This is a genomic window from Celeribacter baekdonensis (genome assembly GCF_900102315.1).
GTDB classification, from domain to species: Bacteria; Pseudomonadota; Alphaproteobacteria; order Rhodobacterales; family Rhodobacteraceae; genus Celeribacter; species Celeribacter baekdonensis.
Genome location: NZ_FNBL01000001.1, coordinates 287265 through 306731 on the forward strand (window position 1 = coordinate 287265; position 19467 = coordinate 306731).

The following is a 19467-nucleotide window of genomic DNA, read 5'->3' on the forward strand; positions in this document are numbered from 1 at the left end:
GCGCGGGATCTCTCCCGCGCCACCTCATAGGCTGTGATCCGATTACTCTTCGGTCTCAACCACCAAAAGCTCGCGTTCGGATGCGCCTTTGGCGTGGCTCAAGGCCTCTTGGTAGTCGGGCGAATGGTAACAGGCGACCGCCGCTTCCAACGTGTCGAATTTTGCCACCACATTGCGCGGACGATCTTTGCCCTCAAGCTGCACATAGCGCGCCGCACGGGCGATGAATTTGCCACCGTGTTTGGCAATGGCAGGACCGGCGAGTTTGGCATATTTGCCATAAGCCTCCTCATCGGTGACGGTCACATGGGCGATCCAAAGGGCGGGCATATCTTATCCTTTCAACAGGGTTTCAGCGGCGGCAATAGCGGCGTCGGCACCGGAGAAATCCTTGCCCCCGCCCTGCGCCATATCCGGTCGACCACCGCCACCTTGGCCACCTACGGCAGGCACCGCGGCCTTGAGCACGTCGACCGCAGAGACTTTTGCGGTCAGATCATCGGTGACGCCACAGGCCACCGCGACCTTGCCATCCTCTTCGGTGATCAACAAGATCACGCCGGAGCCGAGGTTGGTTTTATGGGCGTCAATCAACGCGCGCAGGTCTTTGCCCGACACGCCTTCGAGCGCTTGCGCGAGGAAGGGGATGCCGTTGATCATTTTGGCCGGGGTTGCGCCTTTGGCCCCGCCGCCCATGGCCAATTCGCGTTTGAGATTGGCCACCTCTTGTTCCAGTTTCTTGCGTTCCTCGGCCAGCGTTTTGACCCGCTCCACGACCTCCCCCACCGGGGTTTTCAGCGCCGCTGCGATCACTTCCGCGCGGTTCGCGGCCTCGGCCAGATGGTCAAGTGCGGCTTGGCCCGTCAACGCCTCGATCCGGCGCACGCCCGCGCTTGACGCGCTGTCACCCAAAATCACGCACAGGCCGATGTCGCCGGTGCGTTTGACATGGGTGCCACCACACAGTTCGAGCGAATAGGTCATGCCATCCGCACCCTTGCCGGTGTCGGCGCGACCCATGGAGACCACGCGCACTTCGTCGCCGTATTTCTCGCCAAACAAAGCCTGTGCCCCAATCGCGCGGGCGTCATCGGGCGTCATGATCCGGGTTTCGACCGGGGTGTTTTGGCGGATGTAGCCGTTCACATCCTCTTCAACCTTGCGCAGTTCTTCGGCGCTCAGGCCTTTGGTGTGGCTAAAGTCAAACCGCAACCGATCCGGCGCATTCAGAGACCCGCGCTGTGCCACATGCGAGCCCAGCGTTTCGCGCAACGCCTCATGCAACAAATGCGTGGCGGAGTGGTTGGCGCGGATCGCGGTCCGGCGGGCATGATCGACGATCAGCTCGGCCGCCTGCCCGGTTTTGATCATGCCGGTGGTGACTTTGCCGATGTGAATGAACACACCAGCCACCTTTTTCGTGTCGGTCACGTCCACCGCGCCGCCGTCAACGCGGATCAACCCCATGTCACCAACTTGGCCACCACTTTCGCCATAAAACGGCGTTTGGTTGACCACGACCATGACCTCTTCGCCAGCCGTCGCAGACGCGACGGAGCCTCCCCCTTTGACCAGAGCCATCACCTGACCTTCGGCGGTCTCGGTGTCATAGCCCAAAAATTCAGTCACGCCATGCTCTTCGGCAATGTCGTACCACACGGTCGCATCCGCCGTCTCACCCGACCCGGACCAGGCCGCGCGGGCCTTGGCTTTTTGTTCGGCCATGGCGGCGTCAAAGCCTGCGGTGTCGACGGCACGGCCCTGTTCGCGCAGCGCGTCCTGGGTCAAATCGAGTGGGAAACCATAGGTGTCATAGAGTTTGAACGCCGCTTCGCCCGGCAGGTTGGCACCCTCTTCAAGGCCGGACAATTCTTCGTCCAAAAGTTTCAGACCGCGATCCAACGTATTGATAAAGCGCGTTTCTTCAAGCTTCAAAGTCTCTTCGATCATCGACTGACCTTGACGCAATTCCGGGTAGGCCTCGCCCATTTGGCGCACCAGTTCGGGCACCAGCTTGTACATGATCGGGTCTTTCGCGCCCAACAGATGCGCGTGGCGCATGGCGCGGCGCATGATCCGGCGCAGCACATACCCACGGCCCTCATTGGACGGCATCACGCCATCAGCGATCAGGAAAGAGGTCGAACGCAAATGGTCGGCAATCACCCGGTGATGGACGTTTTTGTCGCCATAGGGATCGACCGAGGTCGCATGGGCCGAAGCCTCGATCAGTGCCTTCATCAGGTCGGTGTCATAGTTGTCGTGGCTGCCCTGCAACAGGGCCGCGATGCGCTCCAACCCCATGCCGGTGTCGATCGACTGCATATCGAGTTCGGTCATCGTGCCATCGGCAAATTTCTCGTTTTGCATGAACACGACGTTCCAGATTTCAATGAACCGGTCGCCATCTTCCTCAGGGCTGCCCGGAGGACCGCCCCAGATGTGATCGCCGTGGTCATAGAAAATCTCTGTACACGGCCCGCACGGCCCCGTGTCGCCCATCTGCCAAAAGTTGTCAGAGGTGGCGATGCGGATGATCCGCTCTTCCGGCACACCAACCTTTTTCCAGATCTCAAACGCCTCGTCATCGGTGTGATAGACGGTGGTGTAGAGTTTGTCCTTGGGGATACCAAAATCCTTGGTGATCAACTCCCAGGCAAAGGGAATGGCGTCGTCTTTAAAGTAGTCGCCAAAGGAAAAGTTACCCAGCATCTCAAAGAATGTGTGGTGGCGCGCGGTGTAGCCGACGTTGTCGAGATCGTTGTGTTTGCCGCCGGCGCGCACACATTTTTGTGCCGTGGTTGCGCGGACATAATCGCGTTTCTCCACCCCGGTGAAACAGTTTTTAAACTGCACCATGCCGGAGTTGGTGAACATCAACGTCGGATCGTTGCGCGGCACAAGCGGCGAACTGTCCACAACCTTATGACCGTTGCGTTCGAAATAGTTGAGAAAGGTGGAGCGGATATCGTTCACGCTGGGCATGTTGGGCTCATCCTTACAGGCGTTTTTGGGCCGCCAGATTTGGCGTTCAGGACGGTTTACCGCCCCTGTGCGATCCTGTCCATAACCGCGCATAGGAAAAGGGCCGAAACGCGATGGTTCCGGCCCCTCTTCACTTGAAAACCTTTGGGTCCTTTGGCGGCCTAAGCCCGATCTCGCATTCTTATGCCTCGTCAGCCTCGTCATCGACGATGTCGTCATGGGAAAATTCCGCGCCCAGATCAAAATCCAACCCATGCGCCGCACGGATTTTATCTTCGATCTCAAGTGCAATTTGCGGGTTTTCTTTCAAGTACCGTTTGGCGTTTTCACGCCCCTGCCCCACGCGCTCATCACCGTAGGAGAACCACGCGCCGGATTTATCAACCACGCCCGCTTTGACGCCAAGGTCCAAAAGCTCGCCGGTTTTGGAGATGCCTTCTCCATACATGATGTCGAATTCCACCTGTTTGAACGGCGGCGCAACTTTGTTTTTGACGACTTTGACACGGGTTTCAGAGCCGACCACCTCGTCGCGATCCTTGATCGCGCCGATGCGGCGAATGTCCAGACGCACCGAAGAGTAGAATTTCAACGCATTGCCACCGGTCGTGGTTTCGGGCGAGCCGAACATGACGCCGATTTTCATCCGAATTTGGTTGATGAAGATCACGGTGCATTTGGAGCGTGAAATCGAGCCGGTGAGTTTGCGCATCGCCTGCGACATCAAACGCGCGTGTACACCGACCGAGCTGTCGCCCATGTCGCCTTCAAGCTCGGATTTCGGCGTCAAGGCCGCAACCGAGTCGACCACCACAAGGTTCACCGCGCCGGAGCGCACCAAAGTGTCCACGATTTCAAGCGCTTGCTCGCCGGTGTCGGGTTGGGAAATCAACAGCTCATCCAAATTCACACCCAGTTTGCGGGCATAGATCGGATCAAGCGCATGTTCGGCATCGACAAAGGCGCAAACGCCGTTTTTCTTTTGCTCTTCAGCGACGCAATGCAGCGTCAGCGTGGTTTTACCGGAGCTCTCCGGGCCGTAAATTTCAACGATCCGGCCTTTCGGAATGCCGCCAATGCCAAGCGCGATGTCGAGACCAAGCGAGCCTGTCGAGGTGGATTCAATCTCTTGCACCGGGTTGTCCGCGCCAAGGCGCATGATCGAGCCCTTGCCAAATTGCCGCTCAATTTGCGCCAGCGCACTGTCGAGCGCCTTTTGCTTTTCGCCATCTTTTTTGGTCATGTTCGCCGCCGTAGCCATTGTTCACTTCCTTATTTCACACCAAATCTCGCGCGGCAACGGGTGCAAATAAGTCACCTCATGCGGCGGTCTGGGGACTGTTCTTGTTCGCCTCTTGTTCTCACGGATCTTTATGGGGACAAAAAGAGAACATTTCAACTCAATTCTTAACATTCCAATTTAAAGATAAATTGCACTGCTAATATTTAACAAATCGTTTACCGCGAAAGAACTGCTTAAAAATAATTTTATAGACAGATATATCTTTGTTTATGTACGGAAATTTTCCGGTAGACCAAAGGAAACACCGTCTCATCTTTAATAAAACTGCGCCTGAACCGTGGCCGTCAATTCCGACAGGGAAAACGGTTTGGGCAGGAACACCGAATTGGGGATGCGCGCCTGTTGTTCCGTGAAATGATCCTCGGCATAGCCCGAGACAAACACCACTTTCACATCGGGCCGGGTTTTAAGGGCCTCCGAGACCCAGCTTGGCCCATCCATCCCCGGCATGATCACGTCAGAGACAAACACATCAATATGCAGGCTGCTGTCTTCGAGCGTTTCCAAAGCCTCTTCGGCATTTTCCGCCTCGATCACCGTGTAGCCCCGCAACCGCAAGGCGCGCGAGGCAAAGGCACGCACAGGCGCCTCGTCTTCGACCAAAAGAATCACCCCGGAGCCGCGCTCCGTGGGCACAGATGCATCAGGAATCGGTTTGGTTGCCGCCTCAACCACCGCCTCAGCCCGCGCGGTATGCGCAGGCAGAAAGATGGTAAAGGCGGTGCCAGACCCGACCACGGAGTCCAAAAAGATAAAGCCCCCGGTTTGTTTGATGATCCCATATGCCGTCGATAGGCCAAGGCCCGTGCCCTCGCCCGTCCGTTTGGTGGTGAAAAACGGCTCGAACACTTTTTGCAACCGCTCAGGCGGAATGCCAACCCCCTGATCTGAGACGCTGACCACGACATATTCGCCCGCAGGCACCGTGGCCCGATCTCTGGTAAAGGCTTGGCGCAGCACTTCGTTACGGGTTTCGACCTTGATCTCTCCGCCCGTCGGCATGGCGTCACGGGCGTTCACCACAAGGTTCATGATCACCTGTTCAAGCTGGCGTTTGTCGACCCGGATTGGCAACAGACCCGCGTCATGGCTGAGGGTAAGGGTCACTTTCTCCCCGACCAGCCTGTTCAGCAAATGGGTCAGATCAGACAGGGTATCGCGCAGGTCGATGACCTCGGGCTTGAGGGTCTGTTTGCGTGAAAAGGCCAACAATTGACCAACAAGCGACGCGGCACGGTTGGCGTTTTGATGGATTTGGACAAGATCGCCATAATCCGGGTCGGACTTGTCATGACGCAACAGCAACAGGTCACAATGGCCGGAAATGGCCGTCAAAAGGTTGTTAAAATCATGCGCCACGCCGCCGGCCAACTGACCGATGGCCTGCATTTTCTGGCTTTGAACAAATTGCGCCTCAAGCGATTTGAGCTCGGTTGCATCTGAGAGCACCGCGATCAATTCGATCTCATCCCCCTTGCCTTCGACCCGGCTCAGGGTGATTTGCAGGAATGTGTCGTTTTGCGGCCGCGCCGCGCGGACAAATTCCGGCTTGCGCGCCCGCGCCATGGCCACATCCGTCACCCAATCCTGCACAGGTCGCCCCAGCCCTTCGACCAAATCGCCGAGTCTGAGTTGATCATGGGCCATGATCGACAAAAGTTCGCGCGCGGGTCGGTTGGATTGTAAAATCCGACCATCGACAGACACTTTCAAAAGCGCCACAGGCAACGCATCAAAGGCGTCCCATTCACCCAAAGAGGGGGTTTTTTCTGGCAAGAAATACACTTCCTTGCGCCCAGAGCCGCCCGTTTCAAACTGGGCCACACGGGCATAGACGCGCCCTTCGGCACCCGACAAAACATGCACATCACCATGGCGGAGCGGCAGGTCGGTCACCACCCGATCCAAGGTCTTTTCGCGATGACCGATCAAGCGGCGCATGGCCTCATTCATAAACAGCACCGCATTATTTTTGCTCAGGGTCATCATCGGCAATGCCAAAGCCTCGCCGTCCAGGGTGCTGCCCTTTTCGACCATATCGTCCAAGCGCCATAGAAACCCGTCCTCCCCGATCATATGCACACCAAGGCGCACATGACCGTGGCGCATCACCACATCTTCGCGCGCGCCGCCCTTGGCCAAAGCCCGCGATTGCAGCCGCGCCAAAGTGGTGGCTGGAGCGGCAAAAAGATCCTCAAGGGCCGCCAAGAGCGTCTCTCCGCCCCGCCCGCCAAACCGACCGATGGCCGCCCGGTTTTCATAGCCGATCACACCATCAAGATCCGTGGTGAAACAGGGCGCCGCATCATTGGCCACAAATTGGGCAAGGGCGTTGTGCACACGTTTGCGCGCGGTTTTGCGCAGATGGGTCAGCAGGCGCACCAGAATGGCAGCCCAAAGCAAGACCGCCCCAGTGCCAAAAGCCAAAAGACCAAATCGCGGCAGCGGCAACACCAGAGCCGCGCCACAGAGCAAAAGCCCGCCAATGGCAATGGTCATACTATAAGGAGCAAGGCGCTCGGCCTGTTTAGACAATGGGCCCGCTGTCATGCTGACGCTCGTCACATATCCCCCCTCGTCGTGCAGTGCACGCAATTCTAAACGTGCAGTGCACGCAATTCTAAACGTGCGATGCACGCGGCTTTGGGAGCAGAATGCCCCAGACTGTCCGGTGAATCGGGTCGATCCCGATCCGTTCCTCTCTTGTGCGATGATTTGGTTAATGACGCTTTAAGAGCGGAGGTTGGAAGGAGGATAGACACCGAAAAACTATCGGTAAAGTTGTATTGTTAACCTTTATTGCCCCTAATGAGGGTTTTAAACGTCACCTCAGAGCACAACAGCGCGTCAGAGCACAACCGCGCGCTGAAACACCGCGATGAAAAATCCGTCACCACCCTCAAGCGGGCTGACATGGCGGCTCATGCGCAGGGAGAATTCGGGGTGGCGCGCGGCGAATTTGGCCACTTGATCGTCGTTTTCGACTTTGAAAAGCGAACAGGTGGCATAGGCCAGATGGCCGCCGGGACGCACACGCGGCGCAACTTCGTCCAGAATATTCGCCTGAATTTGCACCAAATGCGACAGCCGGTTTTCGGTCAGCGCCCATTTGCCCTGTGGGCTGCGTGAAAACGCCCCCGAGCCACTACAGGGCACATCGCAGAGGATCAGATCATAGGCCTTGGCCAATTCAGAGGTGCGGGCCAAAGTGATGTCAATCCCGGCGCGAGACGCACGTGGGGCGATGTCCTGCATCCGGGCGGGATCAATGTCATGGGCGGTCAATTTCACATCCGCGCGCGCGCCGATGGCCAAGGCTTTGCCCCCGCCCCCGGCACAATAATCCAACACCGATTGTCCGGGTTCCAGCGGCAAAACATCAAGGATCGCCTGAGATCCAACATCCTGAATCTCAACCAACCCCGTGAGATAGGCCTGAGACCGGGCCACAGCACGGGCATTGCGGGTGACTTTGAGCGCGGTGTCGCACAGAGGATGCGGCACCGCGTCAATGTCGTCTTTGTGCAAGGCCTCACGGGCCGTGTCCAAAGTTGCCTTGCGCGGATTCACCCGCAAAAACACCTCGGAGCGGTGGCGCAACAGCTCAAGTACGGCATCCGCATCGGCGCCCAAACTGGCGTCATAAAGTGGCAAAAGCCAGTCCGGACAATCCAATCGCACACCGCGCGGCGCGGTTTCAAGCGGCGCGGGAAGCTCGCGTTCACCTTCGTGCAAGGGGCGCGGAGCAAAGCGGTCGGTGCAAAAAAGCGTGTCGGGATCGGTGCCCGCCGCGCGCAACGCGCCCAGGATCAATTGCCGACCTGAGGGGCGTTCCCCGGCCCCACCGAGCCAAGCATAAGAGCGCAGACAGCGGATCGCATCAAAGACCAGATCGCGGATCGCGGCGCGGTCTTTCGAGCCGGCATAGCGGTGACCGCGCGCCCATGTTGTCAGCACCCGTTCGGCATTTTCGCCAACGAGAACGTCATCCAGAATTTCGATTGCGGCGGAAAGGCGAGCGGCTGGTGTCATGATGTAGCGAAAACAGGTTCCATATGAAAAAGCAACGGGGACTTACCGCGATCTGCGCCAAGCCCCCGTTTGATTTGGTCAAAACCACCTCAGCCGACGCGGTAGTTCGGGCTTTCGCGGGTGATTTGCACGTCATGGACGTGGCTTTCTTTCAGGCCCGCACCGGTGATTTTGACGAAACCACAGTTGGTTTTCATCTCCGCCACGGTGGCACAGCCTGTGTAGCCCATGGCCGCGCGCAAACCGCCAACCATTTGGTGGATCACAGCGCCCGCCGGGCCTTTGTAGGCGACTTGGCCTTCGATGCCTTCGGGCACGAGTTTGTCAGAGGCCGCGTCTTTTTGGAAATACCGATCCGCCGAGCCGCGCGCCATAGCCCCCAAGGACCCCATGCCACGGTAGGCTTTGTAGGAGCGGCCTTGGTAGAGGATGACTTCGCCCGGAGACTCATCCGTGCCCGCGATCATCGAGCCGACCATGGCCACAGAGGCCCCCGCCGCGATGGCTTTGGCAAAATCGCCGGAGAATTTGATGCCGCCGTCCGCGATCACCGGCACATCGCCCGCCGCCTTGGCGCAATCCATGATGGCGGTCAGTTGTGGCACACCCACCCCCGCGACCATGCGCGTGGTACAGATCGAACCCGGACCGATGCCGACCTTGACCGCATCCGCGCCCGCCGAAATCAGCGCCTTGGTGGCGGCGGCTGTGGCGACGTTGCCGGCGATGACCTGAACGTCTTCGCGGTAGTTTTTCAACCGCTCGACCGCCATGGCAACGCCTTCGGAGTGACCATGCGCCGTGTCGATGACGATGAGGTCACAGCCCGCATCAATCAGTGCCACGGAGCGATCAAAGCCCTCGTTGCCCACGGTCGTCGCCGCGCCCACACGCAAACGGCCAAGGTCGTCTTTGCAGGCAGAAGGGTGCAGCACGGCTTGTTCGGTGTCTTTGAGGGTCAACAGCCCGGTCAGATGGCCATTGGCATCGGTGACCAAAAGTTTCTCGATCCGACGCGCTTTCATCAGCGAAATCGCCTCGTCACGATCGGCAGGCTCGTGCAGGATCGCAAGATTGTCGGAGCTCATCACCTGCGACACGGGCGTGTTGTCGGAGGTGGCAAAGCGCATGTCCCGGTTGGTGACGATGCCGACCACGCGCCGGTCTGCGTCAACCACTGGAAAGCCGGTGAAATTATACTGCGCGCAGAGTGCCTTGGCATCCGCGATGGTTTGATCGGCGGTCAGGGTGATCGGGTTATACACGATCCCGCTTTCAAAGCGTTTGACCCGGCGCACCTCGTCGGATTGCCGTTTGATGTCGAGATTGCGGTGAATGACACCGATCCCGCCCATCTGGGCCATGGCGATGGCCATGCGGCCTTCGGTGACCGTGTCCATGGCCGAGGACATCAAAGGGATGTTCAGCCGGATTGATTTGGTGACAAATGTCCCTGTGTCTGCCGTTGAGGGCAGGACAGAACTGGCCGCAGGAACCAGCAAAACATCATCAAAGGTAAGGGCCTCGCGAATCTCCATCGGGTCTCTCCATGGGGGATACGGTTTGGCACGTCCCTATTACATGGATGCCCCCCTATGGAAAGGGCGTTTTGCCGTTTTTCGTGACGCATCACGCAATATTTAGGGCCGCACCCCAGTTGGAAGCGGCCCTATAGCGTCGATTTCAAAGCCGCTGAGGCCTCAGACAGAGGCCGCGTTGGTGGCTTTGGACAGTTTGCCTTTGGTCCAAAGCTGTATGATTTTGGCGGCGATATAGACGATCACCAAGGAGGCCGCGACCAAGACCAAACCGCCGATCACGCGAAACGGTGTGGGCGAGAGTGTGGCGGCGGCAAGCATCAGATTGACAAAGGCCACCAGAGGAAAGGTGAAAGCCCCCCAGAGCGCCGAAAAGTCACCTTTGGTCAAATATCGGATCGCCAAAAGCGCCACGATGAAAACGGTGAGACCCACCCAGGCAAAGGCCACGGCCAGCGTGGTATAGCCCAAAAGCGTCGCAACGATACCAAAGAGCGAGAGCGGTGACAGGTGAATGGCCAAGAGCGGGCGCAGCGGCGGCGGCACATCGGATTTGGCGAATTGCACGGCAGAGATCACATAGATCGCGGCGGCTATCGGCAAGGTGGTGGCAAAGATGAACTGCGACAGGCCAATCCAGCCCAAAGGCACAGCGGCCAAGGGCGCGATGATGAAGCCGACAAAGGTCAGGTGCCACACTGGCGTGACCCGGCGTTGTTCGACCGGGCCAAGCGCGAAGGAGCGGATGGTCAAGAGCGCCACGATGACTTGGGCCGCGAGGGCAAGAACCAAGACGGTTTTGGCGAATGCGACCGAATAAGGCACAAGCACGGCCGCAAACAAAAACCCGCTCGCCGCCCCGGCGGACAACCCCGCCCGACCCGGCAAAATGCGCAGATCATCGGCGACAACGCCCGGACGGCGCACGACTTTGGCGAAATAGGCCACAAGCGCAAAGACGTATAAAAGCGACACCGCCCCCAAGATCATTTCACCGATCCATTCGGGCGCAGGCATGACTTTGGCCGCGTTGCGCCAGGCAAGGCCAAGGCCCAAGAGCCCCATGATCGGCGGGAAAATCGCCGGCGGCGTGGCGCGCCAAATGCCTTTTGGCGCGGTGTTGAACGGTTTGGGCATGATGCGGGGCGGAGTGTGCGACATGTTCGAGCCTTTCGCGCAGATATTGCAGGGGTTGAATACCACCCTGCCTAGCTTAGAGGAAGGCATTGCGCAGCGCCGTGATGTCGCGGGGCATTTGCCTTTGTGAGCGCCCCACACGAAAAGGACAGCCCGAGGGCTGTCCTTTGTCAAAGGCTCAATGGCTGTCTTTGGGGCTTAGTCTTTGGGCCGCAGGGTCAGACCATCGGCAAAAAGATGGACCTTTGCGGGATCGGCGGTGAGTTTGACCTCGGTGCCGCGCAGGTTGTTGTGGATGCCGGGGAGTTTCGCAATCAAAGGATCGTGGCCACGCTCGGGCACGAAATACAACAGCGTCACCTCGCCCAAGGCCTCAACAATATCCACCGTGCCGTTCAGGATGGCCAACTCATCCGTCAGCACCATGTCCTCAGGCCGCACACCGACATTCACCTTGCGCCCCATGTCCGAGGCCTGGGTCGGGATCGCGGAAATGGCAATGCCTTCACCGTCAAGTTTGACCTTGGTCAGCGCCCCCGTTTCGATGATTTCACCGGGCAACAAATTCATCGCCGGAGAGCCGATAAATTGCGCCACGAATTCATTGTCAGGACGTTCATAGAGATCAAGCGGGCTGCCGACCTGTGCGATGCCTTTGTTGGCCAAAACCACAATGCGGTCGGCCAGGGTCATGGCCTCAACCTGATCGTGGGTGACATAAACCATGGTGCTGTCTGGCATCGACTCTTTGAGCTGGGCAATCTCCAAACGGGTGGCCACGCGCAGGGCGGCGTCCAGGTTGGAGAGCGGTTCGTCAAACAGATAGACTTTCGGGTCACGCACGATGGCACGGCCAATGGCGACCCGTTGACGTTGCCCGCCCGAGAGCGCCTTGGGCAGGCGGTCGAGATAGTCGTCAAGCTGCAAAATCTTTGCGGCTTTGGTCACCGCCGCGTCGATCTCTTCTTTGGATTTCTTGGCAATTTTCAACGAAAACGCCATGTTGTCATAGACCGTCATGTGCGGGTAAAGCGCATAGGATTGAAACACCATGGCGATGCCGCGTTGGGCGGGCGGCACATCGTTCATCCGCTCGCCATCAATCTCAAACGTGCCGCCAGAGATTTTTTCCAGCCCCGCAATCATCCGCAAAAGCGTGGATTTGCCGCACCCCGACGGGCCGACGAACACGATCAACTCGCCGGTTTTGATGTCGAGATTGATGTCCTTGAGGACTTCGACTTTGCCGCCATAGGTCTTGGCGACACGTTCCAATTTCAGATCTGCCATGGTCTCTCTCCCCTCGCCTCTTAGATGTTTTCGCGCAGCATGATTGCCGGTTGCCACGGTCCAAGATGCAGTTTTCCGTCCTCCATCGGCGAGGCGGAATTCAATTCGCTGCCGACCTGATACCAATCGCCCTTTGGCGTCTCCAACGTGGCCGGTTGATCCGACAGGTTGAAGGCACAAAACAGCTCTTCTTCGTCATTCTTGCGGGTGAAGATCAAACAGGTGTCCTCAACCCGCATATCCACCATATCCCCGGTTTTGAGCGCCTGATGCGCATGGCGAAAGGCAATCGCGCGACGGTAGTGATGCAGCAAGGCACCCGGCTCTTCTTCTGATTGCGCCACAGACAATGGCAGATGATCGGCGCTCACCGGCAACCATGTCTGCCCGGAGTTGGAAAAGCCGCCGTGATGGTTTGAGCGCTCCCACACCATCGGCGTGCGGCAGCCATCGCGGCCTTTGAAATCCGGCCAGAATTGAATGCCATAGGGGTCTTGCAGGTCTTCAAAGGCCAGTTCGGCCTCCGGCAGACCCAACTCTTCGCCCTGATAGATACAGGCCGAGCCGCGCAGGCACATCATCAAAGTGGTAAAGGCGCGCGCGCCTGCCGCGTTGAGCTTCCACCGTGTCATGTGGCGCACGACATCGTGGTTGGAATAGGCCCAACAGGCCCAGCCATCCGCAGCCACCGCGTTGAAATGGTCCATCACGCCTTTGATATAGCTCGGTGACGGGGTGTCGCCCGACAACAGCTCAAACGCGTAGCACATATGCATGAGATCATCGCCCTTGGTGTATTCGCCAAGGATCTCCATGCCGCGTTGGTCATCGCCCACCTCACCCACGGCCGCCGCATTATGGGGTTCCATCACCGCGCGCAGCTTGCGCAGGAACACAAGGTTCTCGGGCCGCGATTTGTCGTAGATGTGGTTTTGCCACGTATAGGGATTCACCGCCGGGGCGGTTTTGGCCTGACGCTCTTCGGGTTTAAGTGGTGGGTTGTCGCGCAGTTCGGCGTCATGGGTGTAAAAGTTGATCGTGTCCAAACGGAACCCGTCCACCCCACGCTGAAGCCAGAATTCGGCGACATCCAAAAGGGCGTCCTGCACCTGCGGTTCGTGGAAATTCAAATCCGGCTGCGAGGTCAGGAAATTGTGCAGGAAATACTGCATCCGCCCCGCGTCCCATTGCCAGGCAGAGCCGCCAAAGATCGACAGCCAGTTGTTCGGCGGTGTGCCGTCCGGATTGGCATCGGCCCAGACGTACCAATTGGCCTTGTCATTGTCATGCGAGCTGCGGCTTTCCTTGAACCACGGGTGTTGATCCGAAGTGTGCGACAGCACGAGGTCGATCAGAACCTTGACGCCATATTGGTGCGCCGTGTCGATCAGCGCATCGAAATCGGACAGATGACCGAACATCGGGTCCACGTCGCAATAATCCGAGACGTCATAGCCGAAATCCTTCATCGGCGAGGTGAAGAACGGCGAAATCCAGATCGCGTCAACACCCAGAGAGGCGATATAGGGCAAGCGTTGGACAATGCCCAACAGGTCGCCAATACCGTCGCCGTTGCTGTCCTGAAAGGAGCGCGGATAGATCTGATAGATCACCGCGCCGCGCCACCAATCTTTTTCGCGCGTAAAGGGTTTCATGGGGGAGGAGGAGATAACGTTCATGCAAGATGCTCTTTGATTATTTTGCTGATTATTTCACCGACCCGGCCAGCAGGCCGCGGACGAGGTATTTTTGCATAAAGAAGAAGACGGTCAGCGGCACCGCGATCGACACGAACGCCGCCGTGGCCAGGATTTCCCAATTGCCGCCGCGTGTGCCCAGAAGTTCGACGATCTGGCGGGTCATCACCGTGGTGTCGCCGGAACTGTCGATCAGGAACACCAAAGCGACCAAGAGGTCGTTCCATGTCCACAGGAATTGGAAGATCGCGAAAGACGCCAGCGCCGGGAAGGACAGCGGCAGGATGATTTTGGTGAAAATCTGAAATTCCGTGGCACCATCGACGCGCGCGTTCTCAATGATGTCTTTCGGCAGACCGACCATATAGTTGCGCAACAGGTAGATCGCCAGCGGCAGACCAAAGCCCGTATGCGCCATCCAAACGCCAAGATAGCCCTTGGAGGACACGGCCTCGCCCGGTTCAAACCCCAACAGCCGTCCAAGACCGTTGACAGTGGCAAAGCGGCGCAGGTTGTCGGGGTCTGGCGTGCCTAAAAAGGCGATGGTCGCCTCCACCACCGCGCCGTGGAAACTGAGCAATGGAATGAGCGCCAGTTGCAAAGGCACGACCAAAAGCGCCACCACAGCCGCAATCAACAGTGCGCGTCCGGGGAAATCCATCCATGCCAACGCATAAGCGGCAAAAGCGGCAATCAGGATCGGGATGACCGTGGCCGGGATTGTCACCGTGAACGTGTTGAGGAAGGCCTTGCCCATCTTATCGGTGGCCTGGCCAGAAAACAGCACGGTCTTGTAGTTTTGCAATGTGAAGGTTGGCGGCGTTTTGGCCGTCAAAAACACCCGTTCGCCGCGCGATCCACTAAATTCCGTGGTTTTAAGCAGGGTGTAATCGCCATTCTCCGCGATGGTCAATTGCCCATCCTCACCCAGATCGGCAGTGTCGCCGGGCTTGTAGGCATTGATGTCGCGCGAGGAGGTGCCCCAGACGGAAACGGTGCCAATCGGCAGGTCATCCTGTTCAAACAGGTTGCCTTCGATCACATAGGCGCCGTCGATCTGTTGCTGAAGCGCGGGGCCTGCGGTGCGGATCATCACATTCTGTTCTTGCGGGAACAGGGCTTTCCACCAGCCGGAGCCGGAGATTTGATCCGCTGAGCGGAATGAGGAGACCAAAAGCCCCACGGTCGGGAACATCCAAAGAAAGACCAGAACGGCCACAGAAATGTGGACGGCCCAGGTCAAGGAGGACTTTTTGCCGGCAATATTGTCCATAGGTCCTGTCCTTTACTTCATTTCTTTGCGGGCGTTGTAGACGTTCCACACCAAAATCGGCGTGACCAAAAGCATGATCACCATCGCGGCGGCGGAGCCCACGCCCCAGTCATTGGCACGGAACAATTTGTCATACATGTAATTGGCCAAAACCTGGGTTTCCCATTGGCCGTTGGTCATCGCGAAGACGATGTCAAAGACCTTGAGCACGGTGATGGTGATCGTCGTCCAGACCACCACAATCGTGCCCATGATTTGCGGGATTTTGATTTTGAAAAAGATCTGAAACGGGTTGGCGCCATCGACAATTGCGGCCTCAATCGTTTCTTCGGGCACACCGCGCAGGGCGGCGGACAGGATGACCATGGCAAAACCGGTTTGAATCCAGATCAGCACCACCATCAGGAAAAAATTGTTCCAAAACGGCAGGGTCAAAAACGTATGCGGCTCACCGCCCAAAGCGACCAGGATCGCGTTGAGAATGCCGATCTGTTCAGTGCCCAACGGGCGCGCGTCATAGACCAGTTTCCAAATCACGGCCGCGCCGACAAAAGAGATTGCCATGGGCATGAAAATCAAAGACTTGGCAATCGCACCCCAGCGGATGCGGTCGGTCAATTGCGCCACCAAAAGCCCCATCGCAGTGGAGGCGGCAGGCACGACCAAAAGCCACAAGGCGTTGTTGCGCATCGCTTCCCAGAACTTCGGGTCGATCGACATTTTGCGGTAGTTTTCAAACCCAATAAACGCCCCGCCCATGTCGCGATCTGTAAGCGAGAGGCGCAGCGTCTCAACCACCGGATAGGCCAGATAGAGACCCAGCGCCGCAATCGCGGGGAACAGAAACAACCAAGGTCGGATCAAATTGGCACGGTTGATGTTTCGGCCAGCGTGTTTGCCACGGGCCGGAAAAATCACTTTGTCCAAGATGACATTGGAGAAATAGAAATAGCCGATGCAGGCGCTGACGCCGATAGCAATGGTCAAAAGACCTTGTACTGCTGGATGCATGTGCCCCTCCTTTTGCTTTGAGAGCCTCTTTGAGCTCCAAATCCGTCGTTTCACAGCACATCGTGGTGCACTGATCTTCGCTTATGTTCCGCCTCAGGGTCGATGGTTCTCTACGTCCATCGAACACGAAAAGGCGATTTTGCGCAACTGCCGCGCTCCATCTGCTGCGGTGTTTTCAACCGTAACAGGAGTTCTGCATCTTGCGAGGCGAAATCTGTTTCCGGGGCCATGAAAACAGATTGTGGTCTCCCCTGCCCCTGGCCTGAACACACGGACAGCAAAGAGAAATACGCAAGAGCAAAGGCGACCCGAGAACCAATCTTCCCGGATCGCCCGACATTGTCTGATTATTTCAGGGCATCCCAAGAGGCCTGAATATCGTCCGCCACGTCTTCGGCCGATTTACCGCCGGCGTAGTTGACCATTTCCGTCCAGAACGAGCCTGCGCCCACGCCACCCGGCATCAGGTCAGACCCGTCAAAGCGGAATGTTGTCGCGTTGAGCAAAATCTCGTTCATCGCCGCCGTCGGCGCATCGCCAAATTTCGACGCGTCCACGCCTTTGTGCGGCGTCAGGAAGCCACTTTGGGACATCCAGGCTTCGTGAGCTTCAGGGGTCTCAAGGAACTTGATGAACTCTTGTGCCGCCGGGCTGTCATTGGTGATGGCCCACAAGGTGCCAGCGCCCAAAACAGGCTTGCCGAGGTCTTTTTCAGCATAGGACGGGAAGTAGAAGAAATCCGCGTCTTCGCCGACAACCGTGCCTTCGGGGAAGAAGGCCGGAATGAAGGACGCCTGACGGTGCATGTAGCACTGCGGCGGCGAGGTAAAGAGCCCTTTCGGGCTGTCGCGGAAGTCGGTCGAGGCCACGGCCCCTGCTCCGCCAGACACATAAGCGTCATTGCGGGCGAACCAGCCGAATTCTGTGATCGCCTCAACGATGCGCGGATCATTGAACGGGATCGAATTGTCGACCCAACCGTCATAGACATCCGGGGTTTGGGTGCGCAGCAACAGGTCTTCGACCCAATCGGTTGCCGGCCAGCCGGTCGCACCGCCGGACCCCAGACCAATACACCACGGCGTTTCGCCATCGGCGACGATTTGGTCGGTCAGGGCTTTGAGCTCTTCCATCGAGGTCGGGATGTCGTATCCCGCATCTTCAAAGGTTTCCGGCACATACCAGACCAGTGATTTCAAATCGACCTTGTAGAAAAAGCCATAAAGCGCGTCGTTGCCGTCAGGGCCCGTGTAAGTGCCCAGATCAATCCAGGATTGACCGGCGGCGTAATTTTCTTTCACCCACTCTTCGGTGCCTTCGGGCAGCGGTGTGAGAAAGCCACGTTTGGCCATATCTGCCGCAAGACCCGGCTGTGGGAACACAGCGACGTTCGGGGCGGAACCGGATTCGGCGTCGATCATAATTTGTTGTTCAAAACTGTCAGACCCAACGTAACGCACATCTGCGCCGGTCTTTTCTTCAAAAATCGCGAGCACTTTTTCGACCATCTCCTGGTCGGCACCGATCCAAGGGCCTGCAATCGTCAATTGTTGGCCAGCAAGGTCTTGTGCCTGCGCCGCGCCCGCGAGCAAAGCCAGAGTAGCTGCCCCCGTAAGAAGTGTCTTTTTCATGTAAACCTCCCAGTTTTCATACCCCGACATGGGCACACTAAGCCTAGCGTCATCAGGTGAGAAATCAAATGGATTCCAAACACCCAAAGCGCTTTGGCATGCCTTAGATTCCCTCATGTTCCCCTAAGAGTCAATGACAACGATCAAACCTTTCGGGGTTCACTGTGTGAAAATACCCCGTATAAGGTTTCCCTTACGGCAGATCTCTGATGGGACGGCCTAAAATCGGCCAATGTCACATCGAACCACTGCCCAAAGCCGCTTTACCTGTGGCCAAAAAACCGTCTAGCGTGGCAGTCAGCCAACCAAACACTACGAATAAAACACTACGAATAAAATGGATGCCCCATGAACCTCAAACAGCTTTCAGAACTGCTTGGCCTGTCTCAGACAACCGTGTCACGCGCCCTGAACGGCTATCCAGAGGTGTCGGAAAAAACCCGCAAAAAGGTCGAAGCCGCAGCCAAACAGCACAATTACACCCCCAATACGCGCGCCCGCGGTCTGGCCACCGGGCGCAATCATGCGGTGGGGCATGTGATTCCCCTCTCCACCGAACATGAGGTGGTGAACCCGGTCTTCACCGATTTTATCGCCGGTGCCTCAGAGGTCTATTCGCGCGAAAATTATGACATGCATTTGACGGTTGTGCCCGATGCCTCTGAATCAGATGCCTATCGCAAAATCGCCGCCAAAGGTTCGGTCGATGGGGTGATCGTGCATGGCCCAAAAGAAAACGACCCGCGCATCAAACTGTTGCGCGAGATCGGGATGCCCTTTGTCGTGCATGGCCGATCTGGCTCGACGGATGAGCAAGAGTATTCTTGGGTCGACATGAACAACACCCGCGCCTTTGAGCGCGCCACGCAGTTTTTGCTGGATCTGGGTCATCGTCGCATCGGTCTTTTGAATGGGTTGGAAACGATGGATTTCGCCGCGAAACGGCGCATTGGCTATCGGACAGCCCTTGAACAGGCTGGCGTGACTGAGGATAATACCCTTTGTTACTCTTCTGAAATGACAGAGGAATATGGGTTTTCAGCGACGACAAAAATGCTCGCTCTGGAACATCCGCCGACTGCGCTCCTGGCCTCGTCGATCATCGTCGGTTTTGGCGTGCGCCGGGCACTTGATGCGGCGGATTTGAAAATCGGAAAAGACGTTTCGCTGATCATCCACGATGACGATCTCTCCTATTTGCGCAATGGCAACAGCGAGCCGATTTACACCGCCACCCGGTCTTCCGTGCGCCAAGCCGGACGGATTTGTGCCGAAATCTTGATGGATATGATCGTCAATCCCACCCGTCCGGCGCAGCATGTGCTGTTGGATGCGGAGCTGATTATCGGCCACACCACCGGTCCCGCACCGCAGGGCTGAGGCCCCACATAACCGCGCCTTTCGCCAAACGCCCCGATCCAGGCAAAGAATCTCAAATAAACCATCAAAGCGCTTTGACATCCCGTGAACTCTACCTAAAACGTTATAGACGCATTGAAATGGCCGCTCGCCGGATCTCAGATTCCCCAAGATTTGAGGCAATCCGGTGCCAGACTGGCCGAAACCAAAC

Annotated in this window: 13 protein-coding genes; 1 reads left to right on the top strand and 12 read right to left on the bottom strand. The window is 57.5% G+C overall.

Going from position 1 to position 19467, the window contains the following annotated elements; all coding sequences use genetic code 11:
• Positions 1 to 42: 42 nt before the first annotated feature.
• The 12 genes from BLT54_RS01445 to BLT54_RS01500 all read right to left on the bottom strand — a co-directional run bounded on the left by BLT54_RS01445 (position 43) and on the right by BLT54_RS01500 (position 17897).
• The gene (locus BLT54_RS01445; protein WP_074640344.1) at positions 43 to 330 is read right to left on the bottom strand and encodes a DUF1330 domain-containing protein; all 288 of its coding nucleotides are present in this window, start codon (positions 328 to 330) and stop codon (positions 43 to 45) included.
• 3 nt (positions 331 to 333) lie between these two features.
• Positions 334 to 2985, bottom strand: a complete 2652-nt coding sequence (gene alaS, locus BLT54_RS01450; protein ID WP_074641402.1) for an alanine--tRNA ligase — start codon at positions 2983 to 2985, stop codon at positions 334 to 336.
• Positions 2986 to 3166: 181 nt separating this feature from the next.
• On the bottom strand, positions 3167 to 4246 hold the full coding sequence (gene recA, locus BLT54_RS01455; protein ID WP_074640346.1) for a recombinase RecA: 1080 nt from the start codon (positions 4244 to 4246) through the stop codon (positions 3167 to 3169).
• A 297-nt stretch (positions 4247 to 4543) separates the two neighbouring features.
• A complete protein-coding gene (locus BLT54_RS01460) occupies positions 4544 to 6838 on the bottom strand; it encodes a hybrid sensor histidine kinase/response regulator (RefSeq protein WP_074640349.1) in 2295 nt (764 codons plus the stop codon).
• A gap of 297 nt (positions 6839 to 7135) precedes the next feature.
• Positions 7136 to 8320 (bottom strand): RsmB/NOP family class I SAM-dependent RNA methyltransferase, encoded by a 1185-nt coding sequence (locus BLT54_RS01465; protein ID WP_074640352.1) that lies wholly within the window; start codon positions 8318 to 8320, stop codon positions 7136 to 7138.
• 89 nt (positions 8321 to 8409) lie between these two features.
• On the bottom strand, positions 8410 to 9858 hold the full coding sequence (gene guaB / locus BLT54_RS01470; protein ID WP_074640354.1) for an IMP dehydrogenase: 1449 nt from the start codon (positions 9856 to 9858) through the stop codon (positions 8410 to 8412).
• Positions 9859 to 10020: 162 nt separating this feature from the next.
• Positions 10021 to 11019, bottom strand: a complete 999-nt coding sequence (locus BLT54_RS01475) for a TDT family transporter (protein WP_083351640.1) — start codon at positions 11017 to 11019, stop codon at positions 10021 to 10023.
• Positions 11020 to 11193: 174 nt separating this feature from the next.
• A complete protein-coding gene (locus tag BLT54_RS01480) occupies positions 11194 to 12285 on the bottom strand; it encodes an ABC transporter ATP-binding protein (RefSeq protein WP_074640360.1) in 1092 nt (363 codons plus the stop codon).
• Positions 12286 to 12305: 20 nt separating this feature from the next.
• Positions 12306 to 13964, bottom strand: a complete 1659-nt coding sequence (locus tag BLT54_RS01485) for an alpha-glucosidase (RefSeq protein ID WP_143026706.1) — start codon at positions 13962 to 13964, stop codon at positions 12306 to 12308.
• A 28-nt stretch (positions 13965 to 13992) separates the two neighbouring features.
• Complete coding sequence (locus BLT54_RS01490; RefSeq protein WP_074640362.1) at positions 13993 to 15255, bottom strand: carbohydrate ABC transporter permease; 1263 nt, start codon at positions 15253 to 15255, stop codon at positions 13993 to 13995.
• 12 nt (positions 15256 to 15267) lie between these two features.
• On the bottom strand, positions 15268 to 16266 hold the full coding sequence (locus tag BLT54_RS01495) for a carbohydrate ABC transporter permease (protein ID WP_074640365.1): 999 nt from the start codon (positions 16264 to 16266) through the stop codon (positions 15268 to 15270).
• 347 nt (positions 16267 to 16613) lie between these two features.
• The gene (locus BLT54_RS01500) at positions 16614 to 17897 is read right to left on the bottom strand and encodes an ABC transporter substrate-binding protein (RefSeq protein ID WP_074641407.1); all 1284 of its coding nucleotides are present in this window, start codon (positions 17895 to 17897) and stop codon (positions 16614 to 16616) included.
• Between the two features lie 348 nt (positions 17898 to 18245).
• Between BLT54_RS01500 and BLT54_RS01505 the strand changes: the two genes are divergently transcribed.
• The gene (locus BLT54_RS01505; protein ID WP_074640368.1) at positions 18246 to 19277 is read left to right on the top strand and encodes a LacI family DNA-binding transcriptional regulator; all 1032 of its coding nucleotides are present in this window, start codon (positions 18246 to 18248) and stop codon (positions 19275 to 19277) included.
• Positions 19278 to 19467: the final 190 nt, after the last annotated feature.

What these genes read in the sequence shown, in the direction of transcription:
- BLT54_RS01445 (WP_074640344.1), bottom strand. Translation starts at nt 330, where the DNA reads ATGCCCGCCCTTTGGATCGCCCATGTGACCGTCACCGATGAGGAGGCT.
- alaS (WP_074641402.1), bottom strand. Translation starts at nt 2,985, where the DNA reads ATGCCCAGCGTGAACGATATCCGCTCCACCTTTCTCAACTATTTCGAA.
- recA (WP_074640346.1), bottom strand. Translation starts at nt 4,246, where the DNA reads ATGGCTACGGCGGCGAACATGACCAAAAAAGATGGCGAAAAGCAAAAG.
- BLT54_RS01460 (WP_074640349.1), bottom strand. Translation starts at nt 6,838, where the DNA reads ATGACAGCGGGCCCATTGTCTAAACAGGCCGAGCGCCTTGCTCCTTAT.
- BLT54_RS01465 (WP_074640352.1), bottom strand. Translation starts at nt 8,320, where the DNA reads ATGACACCAGCCGCTCGCCTTTCCGCCGCAATCGAAATTCTGGATGAC.
- guaB (WP_074640354.1), bottom strand. Translation starts at nt 9,858, where the DNA reads ATGGAGATTCGCGAGGCCCTTACCTTTGATGATGTTTTGCTGGTTCCT.
- BLT54_RS01475 (WP_083351640.1), bottom strand. Translation starts at nt 11,019, where the DNA reads ATGTCGCACACTCCGCCCCGCATCATGCCCAAACCGTTCAACACCGCG.
- BLT54_RS01480 (WP_074640360.1), bottom strand. Translation starts at nt 12,285, where the DNA reads ATGGCAGATCTGAAATTGGAACGTGTCGCCAAGACCTATGGCGGCAAA.
- BLT54_RS01485 (WP_143026706.1), bottom strand. Translation starts at nt 13,964, where the DNA reads ATGAACGTTATCTCCTCCTCCCCCATGAAACCCTTTACGCGCGAAAAA.
- BLT54_RS01490 (WP_074640362.1), bottom strand. Translation starts at nt 15,255, where the DNA reads ATGGACAATATTGCCGGCAAAAAGTCCTCCTTGACCTGGGCCGTCCAC.
- BLT54_RS01495 (WP_074640365.1), bottom strand. Translation starts at nt 16,266, where the DNA reads ATGCATCCAGCAGTACAAGGTCTTTTGACCATTGCTATCGGCGTCAGC.
- BLT54_RS01500 (WP_074641407.1), bottom strand. Translation starts at nt 17,897, where the DNA reads ATGAAAAAGACACTTCTTACGGGGGCAGCTACTCTGGCTTTGCTCGCG.
- BLT54_RS01505 (WP_074640368.1), top strand. Translation starts at nt 18,246, where the DNA reads ATGAACCTCAAACAGCTTTCAGAACTGCTTGGCCTGTCTCAGACAACC.